Genomic DNA, 18,902 nt, shown 5'->3' on the forward strand with positions numbered 1-18,902 from the left:
AGCAGCGATGCCACGCGCGTCCGGCCCGCTCGCCGAAGCCCTGGCCCGGCGGACCGTGCTCCTGGACGGCGGGCTGAGCAACCAGCTCGCCGCCCAGGGCTGCGACCTGTCCGGCGGCCTGTGGACGGGCCGGGTGCTCGCCGAACGGCCCGACCAGGTGGAGGCCGCCCACACGGCGTACGCACGGGCCGGCGCCGAGGTGCTGATCACCGCGAGCTATCAGATCGGCCCCGGCCACCCCCGCGCCGCCGACCTGCTGCACCGCAGCGTCTCCCTCGCCGCCCGCGTCGCCGACGCCGCCGACCACGAGGTGTGGGTGGCCGCCTCCGTGGGCCCGTACGGGGCGGTGCTCGCGGACGGCTCCGAGTACCGCGGCCGGTACGGCCTGAGCGTGCGCGAACTCGCCGCCTTCCACCGCCCCCGCATCGAGGCCCTGCTCGCCGCCCGCCCCGACGTGCTCGCCCTGGAGACCGTCCCCGACCCGGACGAGGCGGAGGCCCTGCTCACCGTCCTCGCGGAAACGGACGCCCCGGCCTGGCTGAGCTACACCGTCGCCGACGGCCGCACCCGCTCCGGCGCCCCCCTCCCCGAGGCCTTCGCCCTCGCGGCGGCCGCCCCGCAGGTCATCGCGGTCGGCGTCAACTGCTGCGACCCGGCGCAGGTCCTGCCCGCCCTGGAAGCCGCGGCCGGCACCACCGCCACACCGCTCCTGGCCTACCCCAACGACGGCTCCGTCTGGGAAGCCGCCACCGGCACCTGGCACCCGCCCGCCACCGAGGCGCGCTGGCCCTGCGCCGCCTGGCACCGGACCGGCGCCCGCCTCATCGGCGGCTGCTGCCGCATCGGCCCGGCCCGCATCGCCGAGCTGGGCGCCGAGGTCGTCGGCTACTGACGCCAGTGCTTGTCCCTGCAGGTGTACACGCGACCGTTGTACGTGCCGGTGGCCCCGGCGGGGGAGCAGAACGCGCCGGGCCTGATCGTGCCGACCCCACCCGACCCGCCCGAGGTGCCACCCGAGTCGTCGTCCTCGGTCGGCTCGGGCTCGGGCTCTGGCGTGGGGGTGGGCGTGGGCGTCGGCTTCGGGCGCAAGGCGGTTCCCTTCCCGGCCGGGCACGTCGTACCGGCCGCGACGAGATGGACGCTCGCCGAAACGGCCTTCGACGCCAGCGCGGTGCCCGCCTCGGGCTCCTGGAAGCACACGACCCACTGCGTGTGGTCGGCCGCCAGCGGCACGTCCTCGTACGCGCTGCGCGCGGTCAACTCGGTGTCGAGCACGGCTTCCACCGCCCGCTCCGCCGGCGCGAAGGCAGTGCCGACGACCTGGGGCATCACGGGGGCGGGGGTCGGTGACGTCGCCGCGGCCGCCGGCGCCGAGGGCTGGGGCGTGACCGTCGCCGCGGCGGCGGGCGGGGACTTGGAGTCCTCGTCCGTCTTCTCCGGCGCATCCGGGGTCAGGAAGACCACCAGGAACCAGACGCCCGACAGCACCGTGGCGATGATCTTCTTCTTCTGGTTCCACTGGCTCACCCAGACCAGTGCGATGCCCGCCGGGGGAAGCAGGAAGAGAGCGGCGATGATCAGCGCCGGGTGCTGCCACCAGCGTCGCATCGGCTGCCAGGGCGTGCGGGAGTGAGGCGGAGGGTACACGGGGCTCCAAAGCGCACAGGGGAACAGTGGCGTTCAAACCAGAGCAGCGTGTCAAAACGCGACGGCTTGTGTAGGGGAAACGTGAAGATCGCATATGGCTGATGGCGGATGCCAGGTCGGCGTCGGGGGTGCGGAAAACGCGTTGGTTCGGGAGCAGGGTCGACACATACTCGGACGTGTGTTCCTGACGATCTCCACCACCGGCTCCCCTGAACGACCCGCGACCGACCTGGGCTATCTGCTGCACAAGCATCCCGGGAAGACGCAGGCCTTCTCCACCTCCCACGGCACCGCCCACGTGTTCTACCCCGAGGCCACCGCGCAGCGGTGCACGGCGGCACTGATGCTGGAGGTGGATCCCGTCGCGCTCGTGCGGCGCGGACAGGGCAAGGGCCGGGGCGGAGCGCCCGACGCCGCGCTCGCCCAGTACGTCAACGACCGCCCGTACGCGGCGTCCTCGCTGCTCGCCGTCGCGCTCGGCAAGGTGTTCCGCAGTGCGCTGGCGGGCCAGTGCACCGCCCGCCCGGAGCTCCCGGAGCAGGCGCGGACGCTGCGCGTGGAGATCCCGGCGCTGCCCGCGCGCGGCGGGACGGAGCTCGTGCACCGGCTGTTCGACCCGCTCGGCTGGGACCTCGTACGGGCCGAGCCGGTACCGCTCGACGAGCGGTTCCCCGCATGGGGGGACTCCCGGTACGTACGGCTCGTCCTGGAGGGCGAGGTACGGCTCGCCGACGCCCTGCGCCAGCTGTACGTCCTGCTGCCCGTGCTCGACGACGCCAAGCACTACTGGATCGCCCCCGACGAGGTGGACAAGCTGCTGCGCGCCGGAGACGGCTGGCTGGCCGCGCACCCCGAGAACGGTCTGATCAGCTCCCGCTACCTCGCCCGCCACAAGCGGCTGACCCAGGACGCCCTTGAGCGCCTGGAGCTGGTCCGCCTCGCCGAGGCCGACGGCAGCGAGGTCGAGGAGCTCGACAACGCCGTCGACGAGTCGCGGGACACGGAGGAGCGGCCGGTACCGCTCGCCGTACAGCGGCGGGACGCGATCCTCGCCGCCCTGCGCGCCGCGGGCGCCCAGCGGGTCCTCGACCTCGGCTGCGGGCAGGGGCAGTTGGTGCAGGCGCTGCTCAAGGATCCGGCGTACTCCGAGATCGTCGGCATGGACGTGTCCGTGCGGGCGCTGAACCTCGCGGCCAAGCGGCTGCGGCTGGAGCGGATGGGGGAGCGGCAGAGCTCGCGCGTCCGCCTGCTCCAGGGTTCGCTCGCCTACACCGACAAGCGGCTGGCGGGCTACGACGCGGCCGTGCTCAGCGAGGTCATCGAGCACCTGGACCCGGAGCGGCTGCCCGCGCTGGAGTACGCGGTGTTCGGTTCGGCCCGACCGCGGACCGTCCTCGTCACCACGCCGAACGTCGAGTACAACGTCCGCTGGGAGTCCCTGCCCGCCGGGCACGTCCGGCACGGCGACCACCGCTTCGAGTGGACCCGCGAGGAGTTCCGCGCCTGGGCCGGCGCCGTCGCCGAACGGCACGGGTACGGCGTCGGGTTCCTGCCCGTCGGGGACGACGACCCCGAGGTCGGGCCGCCGACCCAGATGGCCGTCTTCACCCAGACCGACACCACCACCGACACCATCACCGACAGCACCACCGACACCCCGAAGGAGGGCGAGGCAGCATGACCGTCGAGACCGAGACCCACCGCGTACTTCCCGTCACGGACCTGTCCCTCGTCGTCCTGATCGGGGCCACCGGATCGGGCAAGTCCACCTTCGCCCGCAAGCACTTCAAGCCGACCGAGGTCATTTCCTCCGACTACTGCCGCGGGCTCGTCTCCGACGACGAGAACGACCAGAGCGTCAGCCGGGACGCCTTCGAGGTCCTGCACTTCATCGCCGGCAAGAGGCTGGCCGCGGGCCGGCTCACCGTCGTCGACGCGACCAGCGTCCAGGCCGAAGCCCGCCGCGGCCTGGTCCAGCTCGCCCGCGAGCACGACGTCCTGCCCATCGCCATCGTCCTCGACCTGCCCGAGGAGGTCTGCGCCGAGCGCAACGCGGCACGCCCCGACCGGTCCGGGCTGCCGCGGGCGGTCATCCAGCGCCACCGCCGCGATCTGCGGCGTTCGCTGCGCGGACTGGAACGCGAGGGCTTCCGCAAGGTGCACGTGCTGCGGTCCGTGGAAGAGGTGGAGGCCGCCGAGGTCGTCCTGGAGAAGCGCTTCAACGACCTCACCCACCTCACCGGCCCCTTCGACATCGTCGGTGACGTCCACGGCTGTTCCTCCGAGCTGGAAACCCTGCTCGCCAAGCTCGGCTACGAGGACGGGGTGCACCCCGAGGGGCGCACCGCGGTCTTCGTCGGCGACCTCGTCGACCGCGGCCCGGACAGTCCCGGCGTCCTGCGCCGTGTCATGGGCATGGTCGCGTCGGGCAACGCGCTGTGCGTCCCCGGGAACCACGAGAACAAGCTCGGCCGTTACCTGAAGGGCTCCAAGGTCCGCACGGCCCACGGCCTCGCCGAGACGATCGAGCAGCTGGAGCGGGAGCCGGCGGAGTTCGTCCAGGAGGTACGGGAGTTCATCCGCGGCCTCGTCAGCCACTACGTGCTCGACGGCGGCAGGCTCGTGGTCTGCCACGCCGGGCTGCCCGAGAAGTACCACGGCCGCACCTCCGGCCGGGTCCGCTCGCACGCCCTGTACGGGGACACCACCGGCGAGACCGACGAGTTCGGCCTGCCCGTGCGCTACCCGTGGGCCGAGGACTACCGCGGCAAGGCCGCCGTGGTCTACGGCCACACCCCGGTCCCGAACACCGCCTGGATCAACAACACCATCTGCCTCGACACCGGGGCCGTCTTCGGCGGGAAGATGACCGCCCTGCGCTGGCCCGAGCGCGAACTGGTCGACGTACCCGCCGAGAAGGTCTGGTACGAGCCGGTCAAGCCGCTCGCCGCCGAGGCGCCGGGAGGACTCGACGGCCGGCCGCTGGACCTGGCCGACGTGCACGGGCGCCGGATCGTGGAGACCCGCCACCTGGGCAACGTCACCGTCCGCGAGGAGAACGCGGCGGCGGCCCTGGAGGTCATGAGCCGCTTCGCGGTCGACCCGCGGCTGGTCCCCTACCTGCCGCCGACCATGGCGCCGACCGCGACCTCGCGGGAGGACGGCTACCTGGAGCACCCGGCCGAGGCCTTCGCCCAGTACCGCAAGGACGGCATCGCGCAGGTGGTGTGCGAGGAGAAGCACATGGGCTCCCGCGCCACCGTCCTGCTCTGCAAGGACGCCGGCGCGGCCCGCGAGCGCTTCGGCGTGGGGGGAGCCTCCCGCGCCGAGGGAAGCGGGGCAGGGCCCACCGGTTCCGTCTACACCCGCACCGGGCGGCCGTTCTTCAAGGACCCCGAGGTCACCGAGGAGGTCCTGGCCCGGCTGCGCACGGCCGTCACCGACGCCGGGCTGTGGGAGGAACTGGCCACCGACTGGCTGCTGATCGACGGCGAACTGCTGCCCTGGTCCCTGAAGTCCGGCGGCCTGCTGCGCAACCAGTACGCCGCCGTGGGCGCGGCCTCGGGCGCCGTCTTCCCGGACGCGATCGCCGCCCTGGAGGCGGCCGCCGCCCGGGGCGTCGACACCGGCGAGCTGCTGGAGCGCCAGCGCGGCCGGGCCGCCGACGCGGCCGCCTTCACCGAGGCGTACCGGCGCTACTGCTGGACCACGGACGGGCTGGACGGCGTACGGTTCGCGCCGTTCCAGCTGCTGGCCGCGGCCGGGCGGTCGCTGGCCGCCGTCCCCCACGACGAGCAGCTGTTCTGGCTGGACCGGCTGGTCGCCGCCGACGAGGCGGCGGGCACCGGGCTGCTGCGCCGGACCGGCCGGATCCTGGTGGACACCGCGGACGAGGACTCCGTACGGGCGGGCACCGACTGGTGGCTGGAGCTGACGGCGGCCGGCGGCGAGGGCATGGTCGTCAAGCCGCTCCAGGCGTACGCCCGGGACGGCAAGGGCCGCCTGGTCCAGCCCGGGGTCAAGGTCCGCGGACGCGAGTACCTGCGGATCATCTACGGTCCGGAGTACACCCGCCCCGACCACCTGGAGCGGCTGCGCGAGCGCTCCCTCGGCCACAAGCGCTCGCTGGCCCTGCGCGAGTACGCGCTCGGGCTGGAGGGGCTGGACCGGCTGGCGGCCGACGAGCCGCTGTGGCGCGTCCACGAGGCCGTCTTCGCGGTGCTCGCCCTCGAGTCGGAGCCCGTCGACCCGCGGCTCTGACCCCCCCCCGGGGCGCCCCGGGAAGGTGCACGCGCGTAAAGCGGAGGCCCCCGTACGGCCGCGAATTAGGTCGTATGGGGGAACTTTCGCGGAGAACGCCGGGAAAACCACCGGCGGGATCGTTCATCCAGGGCAGCGGACTGTCCGCGACCCTGGAAGGACGGAACATCACCTATGAAGATGACCGCGCGCGGAAGCTTTGCGGCGCTCTTGACCTGTATGGCGGCGGCCGGAGCGGCCACCCCGGCCGCGGCCGACTCGGTCCCGGTCGGAGTCCCGCTGGAGGCCGTGGAGACCACGCTGGGCGTCGACGCCCCCCGCGTGGCCACCGGGGTGCCGGTGCCGGTCGTCGGAGCGCCCGAGGCGCCCCGCTTCCACTCGGGGGAGCTGCTCCCGACCCCACTGCTCCCCGCGGTCCCGATCGTCACGGAGGTCGGCAACACCCTCATCACCTCGCCGGTGCCGAACCTGCTGGGCGAGCCGTCGACGGACGGCGAGGGCTCCCTGGACGCGCCCGCGACCACCATGCGCGCCCGTACCCCCGGCGCGACCCTCGGCCTTCCGCTGACGATGCCGGACGCCTCCAACTCGGGGGTGCCGAACCTGACCCTGCCCAAGCTGGGCCTGGTGGGCCCCGAGCTCGTCGGTGCCCCGTCGGCACTTCTCGGCCTCGGTACCCCTCGCTGAGCGGACGCCACGTCAAAAAGCCGTCCGGTCTGGGAACGTGTACGCCATGGGATTCCATGTCGACTCCGAGACCGGGCGGCTTCGCCGCGTCATCCTCCACCGGCCCGACCTGGAGCTGAAGCGGCTCACCCCGAGCAACAAGGACGCGCTCCTCTTCGACGACGTGCTGTGGGTGCGCCGGGCCCGCCAGGAGCACGACGGCTTCGCGGACGTGCTGCGCGACCGGGGCGTGGCGGTCCACCTCTTCGGCGACCTGCTGTGCGAGGCGCTCGACATCCCCGAGGCGAGGCACCTCGTGCTGGACCGGGTGTTCGACGAGAAGGAGTACGGGCCGCTCGCCACCGACCACCTCAGGGCGGTCTTCGACGGGCTGGGCTCGGCCGAGCTGGCGGAGGCGCTGGTCGGCGGGATGACCAAGCGGGAGTTCCTGGAGCGGCACGCCGAGCCGGTGTCGGTGCGCTTCCACGCCATGGAACTGGACGACTTCCTGCTCGGGCCGCTGCCCAACCACCTGTTCACCCGGGACACCTCCGCCTGGATCTACGACGGGGTCTCCATCAACGCGATGCGCTGGCCGGCGCGGCAGCGCGAGACCGTCCACTTCGAGGCGATCTACAAGCACCACCCGCTCTTCACCTCCTCGGGCGCCTTCCACTACTGGTCGCAGGGGCAGGCCGACTACCCCTCGACCATCGAGGGCGGTGACGTGCTGGTCATCGGGAACGGCGCGGTGCTGATCGGGATGAGCGAGCGGACCACCCCGCAGGCGGTGGAGATGCTGGCGCGGGGGCTGTTCGCCGCCGGGTCGGCGACGAGCATCGTGGCCCTCGACATGCCGAAGCGGCGGGCGTTCATGCACCTGGACACGGTGATGACGATGGTCGACGGAGATACGTTCACTCAGTACGCGGGACTCGGCATGCTCCGCTCCTACACGATCGAGCCGGGCGCCGGGGCGCACGAGCTGAAGGTGACCGACCACGCGCCGGAGCACATGCACCGGGCCATCGCGGCGGCGCTCGGGCTGGACGCGATCCGGGTGCTGACCGCGACGCAGGACGTGCACTCGGCGGAGCGCGAGCAGTGGGACGACGGGTGCAACGTGCTGGCCGTCGAGCCGGGGGTGGTGGTCGCGTACGAGCGGAACGTGACGACCAACACCCACCTGCGCAAGGAGGGCATCGAGGTCATCGAGATCCCGGGCAGCGAACTGGGCCGGGGCCGGGGCGGGCCGCGCTGCATGAGCTGCCCGGTGGAGCGTGATGCGGTGGCCTGACCCGGCCCGTGCGGCGGAGGCGGGTCCGGTGGGGTGACCGGGGGTGGGCGGCGGAGGCGGGTCCGGTGGGGTGACCGGGGGTGGGCGGCGGATGCGTGAGGCCCTGCTCACCATCCGCATATGAATGCAAGGGATCGTATAGACTTCCAATCACCATCCCCTGTCACCGTGACGCTGGAGCGATCCCATGGCCACCGACCTCGTCGGCCGCAGTTTTCTCAAGGAGCTCGACTTCACCGCCGCCGAGTTCCGCGGCCTGATCGAGCTCGCCGCCGCACTCAAGGCGGCCAAGAAGGCCGGGACCGAGCGGCCCCTGCTCCAGGGCCTGAACATCGCGCTGATCTTCGAGAAGACCTCCACGCGCACCCGCTGCGCCTTCGAGGTGGCCGCCGCCGACCAGGGCGCCCGTACGACCTACCTGGACCCCTCCGGCTCGCAGATGGGCCACAAGGAGTCGGTCAAGGACACCGCGCGGGTGCTGGGCCGGATGTTCGACGGGATCGAGTACCGGGGCGACAGCCAGGACGCCGTCGAAGAGCTCGCGGCCCACGCCGGGGTCCCCGTCTTCAACGGGCTGACCGACGACTGGCACCCCACCCAGATGCTCGCCGACGTCCTCACCATGACCGAGCACTGCGCCAAGCCGCTGGACCGGATCTCCTTCGCCTACCTCGGCGACGCCCGCTTCAACATGGGCAACTCCTACCTGGTGACCGGCGCGCTGCTCGGCATGGACGTGCGGATCGTCGCGCCGAAGGCCTACTGGCCGGCCGAGCCCGTGGTGGCGGCGGCCCGCGAGCTCGCGGCGCGGAGCGGCGCCCGGATCACCCTGACCGAGGAGATCGCCGAGGGCGTGGCCCAGGCCGACTTCGTGGTGACCGACATCTGGGTGTCCATGGGCGAGCCCAAGGAGGTCTGGGACGAGCGGATCGCCGCGCTGTCCGGGTACGCGGTGACCATGGACGTGCTGCGGGCCACCGGCAATCCGGACGTGAAGTTCATGCACTGCCTGCCGGCCTTCCACGACCTCGGCACCAAGGTGGCCCGGGAGATCCACGAGCGGCACGGGCTGGAATCGCTGGAGGTGACGGACGAGGTGTTCGAGTCCGCGCACTCCGTCGTCTTCGACGAGGCGGAGAACCGGCTGCACACCATCAAGGCCGTGCTCGTCGCGACGCTCGCGAAGCCCGGCGCGATGCCCGGCGCGGAGTCCGGGGCGGAGTCCGGAGCGATGCCCGGCGCGGAATCTGGCGCATAGTCATACGCGCGCCGGGAGGGTGAACCACACCGCCTTGCCCCGCGGGGTGGGCCGGTGGCCGCAGGCGGAGCTCAGGGAGCGGATCAGCAGCAGTCCGCGGCCGTGCTCCTGCCAGGGGTCGGGGTGGGGCTCATCCGCGCGGGCCGTCAGATTGCCGGGCGGCTGCGGATCGCCGTCGTGGACCTCCACCTGGCAGCCGCCCGCCAGCAACTCCACGACCAGCTCGATCGGGGCGCCCGGGCGGGTGTGCTCGACGGCGTTCGCGACGAGTTCCGCGGTCAGCAGCTCCGCCGTGTCGCTGTCGGCGGGCGCGGCGCCCTCGGCCAGCGCGGTACGCACGAGGGCGCGGGCCAGGGGAACGGCGGCCGGCGTATGGGGCAGGGCGATCCGCCAGGCGGAGGCGTCGGGCACGGCAGGACCCTCCGTTCCTGGGGCGCGAGGGGGCGGGGAGGTGGACGCAGCGGGAAATCCCGGTTTCAACCATACGAAGCCCCCCTTGCGGCCCCGTAGGGCACCCCGGCCGAACCCGCCAGGGACCGCGGCGCCCGGGGGAGAGGTCCTTCGCCTCGTGTGGCGGACGGCCGGGACGACATGTCGCGCTTCTGTGACGGCAGTCACGATCAGGTGATACCGTCGGTCGTGTGAGCCCCTTCACCGGTTCCACAGAAGCGACCGAACGGTGGCGCCACCTGCGGGTGACCCGGCAGGACGGCGTGGCCACCGTCACCCTCGACCGCCCCGAAAAACTCAACGCACTGACCTTCGGCGCCTACGCCGACCTGCGCGACCTGCTGGCCGAACTGTCCCGTGAGCGGTCCGTCCGCGCCCTCGTGCTCGGCGGCGAGGGCCGCGGCTTCTGCTCCGGCGGCGACGTCGACGAGATCATCGGCGCCACCCTCGCCATGGACACCGCCCAGCTCCTCGACTTCAACCGGATGACCGGCCAGGTCGTCCGCGCCCTCCGCGAATGCCCCTTCCCGGTGGTCGCCGCCGTGCACGGAGTGGCCGCCGGAGCCGGAGCCGTCCTCGCGCTCGCCGCCGACTTCCGCATCGCCGACCCCACCGCCCGCTTCGCGTTCCTCTTCACCCGCGTCGGCCTCTCCGGCGGGGACATGGGGGCCGCCTACCTGCTGCCCCGCGTCGTCGGCCTCGGTCACGCCACCCGGCTGCTGATGCTCGGAGAGCCCGTACGGGCACCCGAGGCCGAGCGCATCGGCCTGCTCAGCGAGGTCACCGAGGAGGGCAAGGCCCACGTACGGGCCGCCGAACTCGCCGCGCACCTCGCCGCCGGACCCGCCCTGGCCTACGCCCAGACCAAGGCTCTGCTCACCGCCGAGCTCGACATGCCGCTGGCCGCGTCCGTGGAGCTCGACGCCAGCACCCAGGCCCTGCTGATGACCGGGCAGGACTACGCGGAGTTCCACGCGGCCTTCACCGGGAAGCGGCCGCCGGAGTGGAAGGGCAGGTAGGAGGATGACGACGCGCCACATGTCCTCCGACGCCATGCGGGTCGCCGTCGTCGGCGGCGGACCGGGCGGGCTGTACGCCGCTTCGCTGCTGGCCCGCCAGGGCCACCGCGTCGAGGTCTGGGAACGGAACGCGCCGGACGACACCTTCGGCTTCGGCGTGGTCCTCTCCGACGAGACCCTCGGCGGGATCGAGCAGGCCGATTCCGTGGTGTACGCGGCCCTGAGCGCGGAGTTCGTGCGCTGGGACGACGTGGACATCGTGCACCGCGGACGGCTGCTGACCTCCGGCGGCCACGGTTTCGCCGCCCTCGGGCGGCGCCGGCTCCTGGAGATCCTGCACGAGCGCTGCGCCGGGCTGGGCGTCCGCCTCCGCTTCCGCGCCGAGGCCCCCGACGCCTTCGCCCTGGCCGCCTCCCACGACCTGGTGGTGGCGGCGGACGGGGTGCACAGCGCGACCCGGGAGGCCGGAGCCGACCACTTCGCGCCGACCGTGACCGGCGGGCGCTGCCGCTACGTCTGGCTCGCCGCCGACTTCGCCTTCGACGCCTTCCGCTTCGAGATCGCGGAAACCGAGCACGGCGTGATGCAGTTGCACGCCTACCCCTATGCGCCGTGCGCCTCCACCGTCATCGTCGAAATGCGCGAGGAGGTGTGGCGGGCGGCCGGCTTCGACCTGTGCGACGAGGAGGAGTCGGCAGCCCGCTGCGCCAAGATCTTCAGCGAGGCCCTGCACGGGCGCCCGCTGCGCGGCAACCGCTCGGCCTGGACGCAGTTCCGTACCGTCGTCAACGAGCGGTGGTCGCACGGCAACGTGGTCCTGCTCGGCGACGCCGCCCACACCGCGCACTTCTCCATCGGGTCCGGCACCAAACTGGCCGTCGAGAACGCCCTCGCCCTCGCCGAGGCGGTCCGCACCGAGCCGGACGTACCGGCGGCGCTCGCCGCGTACGAGGCGGCGCGCCGGCCGGCGGTCGCCAGCACCCAGCGCGCCGCGGCCGCCAGCATGCGCTGGTTCGAGGAGATCGCCGGCTACACCGGCCAGCCCGCCCGGCAGTTCGCCTTCAACCTGCTCACGCGCAGCCGCCGGGTCACCCACGACAACCTGCGCCTGCGCGACGAGCGGTTCACCCGGTCCGTGGAACGGGACTTCGGCTGTCCCGACGAGCGGACCCCGCCGATGTTCACCCCCTTCACCCTGCGGGGCCTGACCCTGCGCAACCGGGTCGTCGTCTCACCCATGGACATGTACTCGGCGCGGGACGGGGTCCCCGGCGACTTCCACCTCGTGCACCTGGGCTCGCGGGCCCTCGGCGGAGCCGCCCTGGTCATGACGGAGATGGTGTGTGTCAGCGCCGAGGGCCGGATCACCCCCGGCTGCACCGGCCTCTACACCCGGGAACAGGCCGCTGCCTGGCAGCGGATCACCGAGTTCGTCCACACCTCGGCGCCCGGCACCGCGGTCGGCGTCCAGCTGGGGCACTCGGGCCGCAAGGGATCCACCCGCGTGATGTGGGAGGGGATGGACGACCCCCTCCCCGAGGGGAACTGGCCGCTCGTGGCCGCCTCCGCACTGCCCTACCGGCCGGGCGTCTCCGCGGTCCCGCACGCCCTGACGCCGGCGGAGATGGCCGGCATCCGCTCGGAGTTCGCGGCCGCCGCCGTCCGCGCCGCCGACAGCGGCTTCGACCTGCTCGAACTGCACTGCGCCCACGGCTACCTGCTCTCCGGGTTCCTCTCACCGCTGACCAACCACCGCACGGACGCCTACGGCGGCAGCCTGGAGAACCGGCTGCGCTTCCCGCTGGAGGTCTTCGACGCGGTCCGCGCCGTATGGCCCGAGGACCGGCCGATGACGGTCCGCCTCTCCGCCACCGACTGGGCACCGGGCGGCACCTCCCCCGAGGAGGCGGTGCGGATCGCGGCCGCCTTCGCCGCCCGCGGCGCGGACGCCATCGACGTCTCGACCGGCCAGGTCGTCGCCGACGAGGCCCCGGAGTACGGGCGCTCGTACCAGACCCCGTACGCCGACCGGATCCGCAACGCGCTGGGCGTCCCCGTCATCGCCGTCGGCGCCATCTCCTCCTGGGACGACGTGAACTCCCTGCTCCTGGCCGGCCGCGCGGACCTGTGCGCCGTCGGCCGGCCCCACCTCTACGACCCCCACTGGACCCTGCACGCGGCCGCCGACCAGTCCTACGAGGGCCCGGCCGCGCCCTGGCCCCTGCCCTACCGGGCGGGCAGCCGCACACCCCCGACGGGCCGCGGCTGAGGCCGAAGGCCGCTCACGCCCGCACGAACTCGGCCCGGTCCTCGACCGGGGTGTAGCCCAGGCGCAGGTAGATGCCGTTGCTCGTCGGGTTGGCCAGGTCCGTGAAGAGCAGCACCTCGCGGGCGCCCGCCGCGTACGCCGCTCCGCTCGCCGCGTGCGTGACCCCGGCGGCGTAGCCGCGGCCGCGGAGCTCCGGCGGGGTGTAGACCGGGCCGACGCGGGCGGCCGCACCGATCGTGCGGGAGAAGGACGCCAGCGACACGGGGGCCCCGGCGTGCTCCCAGAGCAGGATGCCGCCGTAGGAGATCCGGTCGCGCAGCACGGCCTCGGAAGCGTGGCCCGGTTCGCCCACCTCCTCGTTGAAGGCCGTGATCCACTCCAGCAGCAGCGGGAGGTCCGCCTCGGCGGCGGGCCGGGCCCGCCCGGCCGGGGCGGGATCCGGGGCGACCAGCCCGGCCAGCCGGTAGAGGCGTATCTCCTCCGCGACCCGGCTGGGCCGCCCCCAGGCTTCCGCCAGCACCTCCGCGTCCGGCCGGCGGGCGTTGAACCCGCGGATCCCGGCCAGCAGCGGCTCGGTGGCGAGCGCGGACGCCAGCGCCCGGACCGCCTGCGCGGGCAGCGCCCCGACCAGCAGCGGGTAGGGCGGGGTGCACAGGATGCCCCCGGCGACGGAGCCGTCGGCGCCGGTCCACCAGCCGAAGAAGGGATCGGCGGAGCCGAAGGCGTGGAGCCCGCGCCGCTCCAGGGCGTCCGCCGTCGTCAGCAGGACGGTGTTCGACACGGGCTGCGCAGCCACGGAGGGGCGCGCCGCGGCCAGGAAGGCCGCCAGGTCTGCAGTGAAGGTCCAGGTCATGGCCCATCCTGGCGCGGCGCCGGGTCGCCGCGCATCCCGGTTTTCAGGGGCCGTCGCCCGGGCCGGTCACGGCTGCGCGAAGCGGGCGCCCGCATCCCGCAGCCGGGCGTGGAGCTCGGCGAACACGGCCGCCGCGCGGTCGCCCGGCCAGTCCGCCGGGAGCAGTTCGCTCGGCAGCCCCGGGTCGGCGTACGGCAGGCGGCGCCAGCTGTCCAGGGCCAGGAGGTAGCCGCGGTAGGCCTCCTCCGGCGTCGGCTCGGGGCCCGACTGGAGGGCGCGCAGGGCGGGTTCGTGGAGGTCCAGGAACTCCTCGTGCTGCTTGGCCAGGGCCGTCAGGTCCCACCAGCGGGCCACGGCCTCGGCGGTCGGCGCGAAGCCGAGGTGCGCGCCGCGGAAGAGTTCCACGTACGGGGTCAGGTGCAGCCGCGCCAGCGTGTGCTCGGTCTCCCCGTACAGCCGGGCCGGAGCGATCCACACGCCGGGCGCCACCGAGCCGAAGCCGAGCCGGGACAGCCGGGAGCGCAGCAGGTGCCGCTTGTGCCGCTCCTGCTCCGGGACGGAGAACACGGCCACCAGCCAGTCCCCGGCCGCAGCTGCCTCGGCTTCCCCGGCTGCTCCTTCGGCGGTCCGCCCGTAGATCCTGCGGTCGCCGTCCTCCAGCAGCTGCCGCGCCTCCGCGGAGAGCTCGTACGCCGCCGAACCGTCCGCCGTGCGCGCGGGCAGCAGGAAGCCGCGCCGCTTCAGCCGGGAGACCGACGAGCGGACCGACGGGGCGTCCGTGCCGGCCGCGCCCAGCAGCCGGATCAGCGCGGACACCGGGACCGGCCCCTCGAAGGCCCGCCCGTAGGCTCCGTAGAACGTGACGATCAGAGATCGCGGAGTGTGCTCGACCACGGTTTCACTCTAGATCCCGCAGCCTGAACCGTTGCAGCTTGCCCGTGGCCGTCCGGGGGAGGGCGGGCAGGAAGACGAAGGAGCGCGGGCACTTGTGGGGGGCCAGTTCGGCCCGCATGAAGGTGCGCAGCTCCTCCTCCGTGAGCACCACGCCCTCACGCGTGACGGTGTACGCCACGACGACCTGCCCGCGTCGCTCGTCCGGGCGGCCCACCACCGCGGCCTCGACCACGTCCGGGTGGCGCAGCAGGGCCTCCTCCACCTCGGGGCCCGCGATGTTGTACCCAGCAGAGACGATCATGTCGTCGGCGCGGGCGACGTAGCGGAAGTAGCCCTCCGGATCGCGTACGTAGGTGTCGCCGGTCAGGTTCCAGCCGTCCCGTACGTACTCTGCCTGCCGCGGATCGGCCAGATAGCGGCAGCCGACGGGGCCGCGCACGGCCAGCAGGCCCGGCTCGTTGTCGGGGACCGGGCGGCCGGATCGGTCCACGACCCGCGCCTGCCAGCCCGGGACCACCCGGCCGGTGGTACCCGGCCGGATGTCCTCGTCGGCGGCGGAGATGAAGATGTGCAGCAGTTCCGTGGCCCCGATGCCGTTGATGATCCGCAGGCCGGTGCGCTCGTACCAGGCCCGCCAGGTCGCGGCGGGCAGGTTCTCCCCGGCCGAGACGCAGCGGCGCAGCGCGGAGAGGTCGTACGCGCCCACGTCGTACGGGCCCAGCGCGTCCAGCATCGTCCGGTAGGCGGTCGGCGCCGTGAACAGCACCGTCACCCGGTGCTCGGCGAGCGCCGGCAGCAGGTGGCGCGGGCCCGCCTCCTCCAGCAGCAGCGCGGACGCCCCGGCCCGCAGCGGGAAGACCACCAGCCCGCCCAGACCGAAGGTGAACCCGAGCGGCGGGCTGCCCGCGAAGACGTCGTCGGGGCGGGGGCGCAGCACGCTGCGGGAGAAGGTGTCGGCGACGGAGAGCACGTCGCGGTGGAAATGCATGCACCCCTTGGGCCGTCCGGTGGTTCCGGAGGTGAAGGCGATCAGGGCGACGTCGTCGGCGGAGGTCGCCACGGCGGGGAACGGCCGGCCGGCGTGGCCTTCGGCCAGGCGCAGCAGATCGTCCGGGGCCTCGCCCCCGTACGCGGTGATCCGCAGCCCCGGCACCTCGGCCTTGGCCAGGTCGTCCAGCACGCCCACGTGGCACAGTGCGTGGCCGACCCGGGCCATCGCGCAGACCGTGGCGAGCTCCTGGGCGCGCTGCTGCGGCAGTACGGTGACCGCCACCGCGCCCGCCTTGACCACCGCGAGCCAGCAGGCGGCGAGCCAGGGGCCGGTGGGGCCGCGCAGGAGCACCCGGTTGCCCGGGACGACGCCCAGATCGGCCGTGAGCACGTGGGCGATGCGGTCCACGCGTTCGCGCAGTGCGCCGTACGTCCACACCTCGCCCGCGGCGCTGCGGAAGGCCGGCCGGTCGCCGCCCCGGTCCCCGAACCGGGCGATGGTGGCGTCGAGGAGCTCGGCCGCGCAGTTCAGGCAGTCCGGATAGGCCAGTTCGGGGAGTTCGAAGAGGAGGTGCGGCCAGGTGTCCGGGGGTGGCAGATGGTCGCGCGCGAAAGTGTCGGCGTGAGCGGAAGGCTTGAGATCCAAGGCGGGTTCGCCCCCTTGTGACGGTCCCGGACGGGGTGGAGCCGGCCGGGCGGTCTCCCCCGGCCACCGCTGGGGAGCTACCCCCCTCGCAGCGTATCGTGATGGTGACGGCAGTCAACAGGACGCGATAGAAGCGGGGATGTTCGGATGAACGGATTCGCGCTCGGGGCGGACCAGGAGGAGTGGTGCGGGCAGTTGCGCGCACTGGCGGCGCAGCGGCTGAGGCCGCTCGCCGAGAAGGGGGAGCCGGGCCGGGTCAACCGGCCGCTGCTCGCGGAGCTGGGGGAGCTGGGCCTGCTGGAACGGGTGTTCACGTCGGGCGCGCTGGAGCTGTGCCTGCTGCGGGAGTCGCTCGCCTACGGCTGCACGGAAGCCGAAACGGCGCTCGCCCTCCAAGGGCTGGGGGCGTACCCGGTGCTGCGGGCGGGCAGCGGAGCCCAGCGCGAGCGCTGGCTGCCGCAGGTACGCGCCGGGCGGGCGGTGGCGGCCTTCGCGCTGAGCGAGCCGGGGGCGGGCTCCGACGCGGCGGCTCTGGCGCTGGCGGCGGCCCCCGATTCCGGCGCCTCCGCCGCCTCGGGCGTCTCCGGTGGGGGCTGGCGGCTCAGCGGCGAGAAGTGCTGGATCTCCAACGCCCCCGAGGCGGACTTCTACACCGTGTTCGCCCGGACGGGCGAAGGGCCGGGAGCCAAGGGGGTGTCGGCCTTCCTGGTCCCGGCGGACCGCCCCGGGCTCACCGGCGAACCGCTCGACATGCTGTCCCCGCACCCCATCGGCTCGCTGGCCTTCGACGGCGTCCCGGTCGGCCGCGAGGACCTGCTCGGTGAGCCCGGGCAGGGCTTCCGGGTGGCGATGGACACGCTGAACCTGTTCCGGCCCAGCGTCGGGGCGTTCGCGGTGGGCATGGCCCGCGCCGCGCTCGACGCGACGCTCGCGCACACCGCGGACCGGGCCGCGTTCGGGGGGCGGCTGAGCGACCTCCAGGCGGTGGCGCACCGGGTGGCCGAGATGGCCACCCGTACCGAGGCCGCGCGGCTGCTGGTGTACGCGGCGGCCGGCGCCTATGACGGGGGATCGGCGGACGTCCCGCGCCGCGCGGCCATGGCCAAGCTCCTGGCCACGGAGACCGCCCAGTACGTGGTGGACCACGCGGTCCAGCTGCACGGCGCGGTCGCGCTGCGCCGGGGGCACCTGCTGGAGCACCTCTACCGGGAGGTGCGGGCGCCAAGGATCTACGAGGGGGCGAGCGAGGTGCAGCGCACCATCATCGCGAAGGAGCTGTACCGGGGGGTGGGCGCACGATGAGCCTCGAGCGGATCAACCCGGCGGAGCTGTCGCCGCCGACGGGCTTCTCGCACGCGGTGGCGGCGACCGGTTCCAGGCTGGTGTTCCTGGCCGGCCAGACGGCGCTGGACGGGTCGGGGAAGGTGGTGGGGGAGACCCTGCCGGAGCAGTTCGAGCGGGCCCTGGCCAACTTGCTGACGGCGCTCGCCGAGTCCGGCGGAGCCCCGGGGGACCTGGCCCGCGTCACCGTCTACGCGGTGGACGTGGCGGCGTACCGGGGCTGCGCCGGGGAACTCGGCCGGATCTGGCGGAGGTTGGCGGGCCGCGACTATCCGGCGATGGCCGTCATCGGCGTGGCCCGCCTCTGGGACGAGCAGGCCCTGGTCGAACTCGACGGGGTCGCGGTCCTGGCGTAGGCCGTCAGCGGCGGGCCTGCCGGCGGCGGTACTCGTCCGTGGGGACGCCGCCCACGCCCCAGTCCTCCAGCGCGACTTCGTCGATCAGGACGAAGGTGGTGGCCGGGTCCTTGTCGAGGACTTCGACCAGGAGGTCGGTGATCCTGGCGATGATCTCGGCCTTCTGGGCCGGGGTCGCGCCCTCACGGGTGATCTTGACGTTGACGTATGGCATGGCGGCGGCTCAGACCGTGCGGCCGGTGACGTGGCCGCCGTCCACGCGCAGGGCGTGGCCGGTCACGAAGTCCGCGCCCGCGAGGTACAGCACCGCCTCGGCGATCTCGGAGGCCTCCCCGACCCGGTCGAGGAGGGCGAGCCCGCCGAAGCCGTCCACGTCGGAGCCCTCGTGCAGCGGCGTGCGGATGATGCCGGGCGAGACGAGGTTGACGCGGATGCCGTCGGCCGCCAGCTCCGCCGCCAGGCTGGTGGTCAGCCCGTGCACACCGGCCTTGCTGACCACCGGCGCGCTGGCCGGGAAGCCGGCCAGCCCGTGGTCGACCAGGACGGTGCCGATGTTGACGATGCTGCCGCCCTGGCCCTGCGCGCGCAGCGCCCGCACCACGGCCTGGGTGGTGAGGTAGGTGCCCTTGAGGTTGCCCGTCAGGAAGCCGTCGAGTTCGGCCTCGGTGACCTCGGTGAAGGGCTTGGGGGCGAAGGTGCCGGCGTTGTTGACCAGGACGTCGATGCGGCCGAAGCGGTCCATCGCCGTACGGACGAGGGCCTCGCCGGTCTCCCGGTCGGCGATGCTGCCCGCGACCCACGCGGTCCGCTCCGGATGGCCGAGGCCGGCGGCGGCCTTGGCGAGGCGGTCGGCGTCGCGGCCGTTCAGCACGACGTCGGCGCCGCTCGCCAGGAAGGCCCGGGCGATGTCGAGGCCGATGCCGCTGGAGGATCCGGTGATGAGAGCAGTGGTCATG

Annotated in this window: 17 protein-coding genes; 10 read left to right on the forward strand and 7 right to left on the reverse strand. The window is 73.6% G+C overall.

Annotated elements, in window-relative coordinates:
• Positions 1-7 precede the first annotated feature (7 nt).
• The gene (mmuM, locus tag ACZ6I1_RS20155) at positions 8-892 is read left to right on the forward strand and encodes a homocysteine S-methyltransferase (protein ID WP_469288969.1); all 885 of its coding nucleotides are present in this window, start codon (positions 8-10) and stop codon (positions 890-892) included.
• Here mmuM and ACZ6I1_RS20160 read toward each other — a convergent pair.
• On the reverse strand, positions 886-1,608 hold the full coding sequence (locus tag ACZ6I1_RS20160) for a hypothetical protein (protein WP_469288971.1): 723 nt from the start codon (positions 1,606-1,608) through the stop codon (positions 886-888). The genes mmuM and ACZ6I1_RS20160 overlap by 7 nt on opposite strands.
• A 217-nt stretch (positions 1,609-1,825) precedes the next feature.
• Between ACZ6I1_RS20160 and ACZ6I1_RS20165 the strand changes: the two genes are divergently transcribed.
• The 5 genes from ACZ6I1_RS20165 to argF all read left to right on the forward strand — a co-directional run bounded on the left by ACZ6I1_RS20165 (position 1,826) and on the right by argF (position 9,128).
• Positions 1,826-3,328, forward strand: coding sequence for a 3' terminal RNA ribose 2'-O-methyltransferase Hen1 (locus ACZ6I1_RS20165; protein ID WP_469288973.1), 1,503 nt, complete (start codon positions 1,826-1,828; stop codon positions 3,326-3,328).
• Positions 3,325-5,907 carry a polynucleotide kinase-phosphatase gene (locus ACZ6I1_RS20170; RefSeq protein ID WP_469288975.1) on the forward strand — a complete coding sequence of 861 codons (2,583 nt, stop codon included), beginning with the start codon at positions 3,325-3,327 and terminating at the stop codon, positions 5,905-5,907. The genes ACZ6I1_RS20165 and ACZ6I1_RS20170 overlap by 4 nt, the downstream gene beginning before the upstream one ends.
• Before the next feature lie 174 nt (positions 5,908-6,081).
• On the forward strand, positions 6,082-6,594 hold the full coding sequence (locus tag ACZ6I1_RS20175) for a hypothetical protein (protein ID WP_469288976.1): 513 nt from the start codon (positions 6,082-6,084) through the stop codon (positions 6,592-6,594).
• A 46-nt stretch (positions 6,595-6,640) separates the two neighbouring features.
• Positions 6,641-7,870 carry an arginine deiminase gene (locus ACZ6I1_RS20180; protein WP_469288978.1) on the forward strand — a complete coding sequence of 410 codons (1,230 nt, stop codon included), beginning with the start codon at positions 6,641-6,643 and terminating at the stop codon, positions 7,868-7,870.
• A gap of 187 nt (positions 7,871-8,057) precedes the next feature.
• Positions 8,058-9,128: an ornithine carbamoyltransferase gene (gene argF / locus ACZ6I1_RS20185; RefSeq protein WP_469288980.1), complete on the forward strand. Its 1,071-nt coding sequence runs from the start codon at positions 8,058-8,060 to the stop codon at positions 9,126-9,128.
• Here the strand turns inward: argF and ACZ6I1_RS20190 are convergent, their stop codons facing one another.
• Entirely contained in the window at positions 9,129-9,539 is a 411-nt protein-coding gene (locus ACZ6I1_RS20190) for an ATP-binding protein (RefSeq protein WP_469288982.1), read from the reverse strand.
• A gap of 230 nt (positions 9,540-9,769) precedes the next feature.
• Here ACZ6I1_RS20190 and ACZ6I1_RS20195 point away from each other — a divergent pair, with 230 nt between their 5' ends.
• On the forward strand, positions 9,770-10,597 hold the full coding sequence (locus tag ACZ6I1_RS20195; protein ID WP_469288984.1) for an enoyl-CoA hydratase family protein: 828 nt from the start codon (positions 9,770-9,772) through the stop codon (positions 10,595-10,597).
• Positions 10,598-10,601: 4 nt separating this feature from the next.
• Complete coding sequence (locus ACZ6I1_RS20200; protein ID WP_469288986.1) at positions 10,602-12,866, forward strand: bifunctional salicylyl-CoA 5-hydroxylase/oxidoreductase; 2,265 nt, start codon at positions 10,602-10,604, stop codon at positions 12,864-12,866.
• A gap of 13 nt (positions 12,867-12,879) precedes the next feature.
• Here the strand turns inward: ACZ6I1_RS20200 and ACZ6I1_RS20205 are convergent, their stop codons facing one another.
• From ACZ6I1_RS20205 to ACZ6I1_RS20215, 3 genes are all read right to left on the reverse strand, one after another.
• Complete coding sequence (locus tag ACZ6I1_RS20205; RefSeq protein WP_469288988.1) at positions 12,880-13,719, reverse strand: GNAT family N-acetyltransferase; 840 nt, start codon at positions 13,717-13,719, stop codon at positions 12,880-12,882.
• Positions 13,720-13,785: 66 nt separating this feature from the next.
• Positions 13,786-14,613, reverse strand: a complete 828-nt coding sequence (locus tag ACZ6I1_RS20210) for a PaaX family transcriptional regulator (protein WP_469288990.1) — start codon at positions 14,611-14,613, stop codon at positions 13,786-13,788.
• Between the two features lie 4 nt (positions 14,614-14,617).
• Positions 14,618-16,249: an AMP-binding protein gene (locus ACZ6I1_RS20215; RefSeq protein WP_469288992.1), complete on the reverse strand. Its 1,632-nt coding sequence runs from the start codon at positions 16,247-16,249 to the stop codon at positions 14,618-14,620.
• Between the two features lie 147 nt (positions 16,250-16,396).
• On the opposite strand from ACZ6I1_RS20215, the gene ACZ6I1_RS20220 reads away from it, so the two are divergent.
• Both ACZ6I1_RS20220 and ACZ6I1_RS20225 read left to right on the forward strand, forming a co-directional pair.
• On the forward strand, positions 16,397-17,551 hold the full coding sequence (locus ACZ6I1_RS20220) for an acyl-CoA dehydrogenase family protein (RefSeq protein WP_469288994.1): 1,155 nt from the start codon (positions 16,397-16,399) through the stop codon (positions 17,549-17,551).
• Complete coding sequence (locus ACZ6I1_RS20225) at positions 17,548-17,946, forward strand: RidA family protein (RefSeq protein ID WP_469288996.1); 399 nt, start codon at positions 17,548-17,550, stop codon at positions 17,944-17,946. The genes ACZ6I1_RS20220 and ACZ6I1_RS20225 overlap by 4 nt, the downstream gene beginning before the upstream one ends.
• A gap of 4 nt (positions 17,947-17,950) precedes the next feature.
• Here the strand turns inward: ACZ6I1_RS20225 and ACZ6I1_RS20230 are convergent, their stop codons facing one another.
• Both ACZ6I1_RS20230 and ACZ6I1_RS20235 read right to left on the reverse strand, forming a co-directional pair.
• The gene (locus tag ACZ6I1_RS20230; RefSeq protein ID WP_469288997.1) at positions 17,951-18,160 is read right to left on the reverse strand and encodes a tautomerase family protein; all 210 of its coding nucleotides are present in this window, start codon (positions 18,158-18,160) and stop codon (positions 17,951-17,953) included.
• A gap of 9 nt (positions 18,161-18,169) precedes the next feature.
• Positions 18,170-18,901, reverse strand: a complete 732-nt coding sequence (locus ACZ6I1_RS20235; protein ID WP_469288999.1) for an SDR family NAD(P)-dependent oxidoreductase — start codon at positions 18,899-18,901, stop codon at positions 18,170-18,172.
• Position 18,902: the final 1 nt, after the last annotated feature.

The sequence above is a fragment of the Streptomyces sp. NPDC046303 genome (assembly GCF_055588085.1).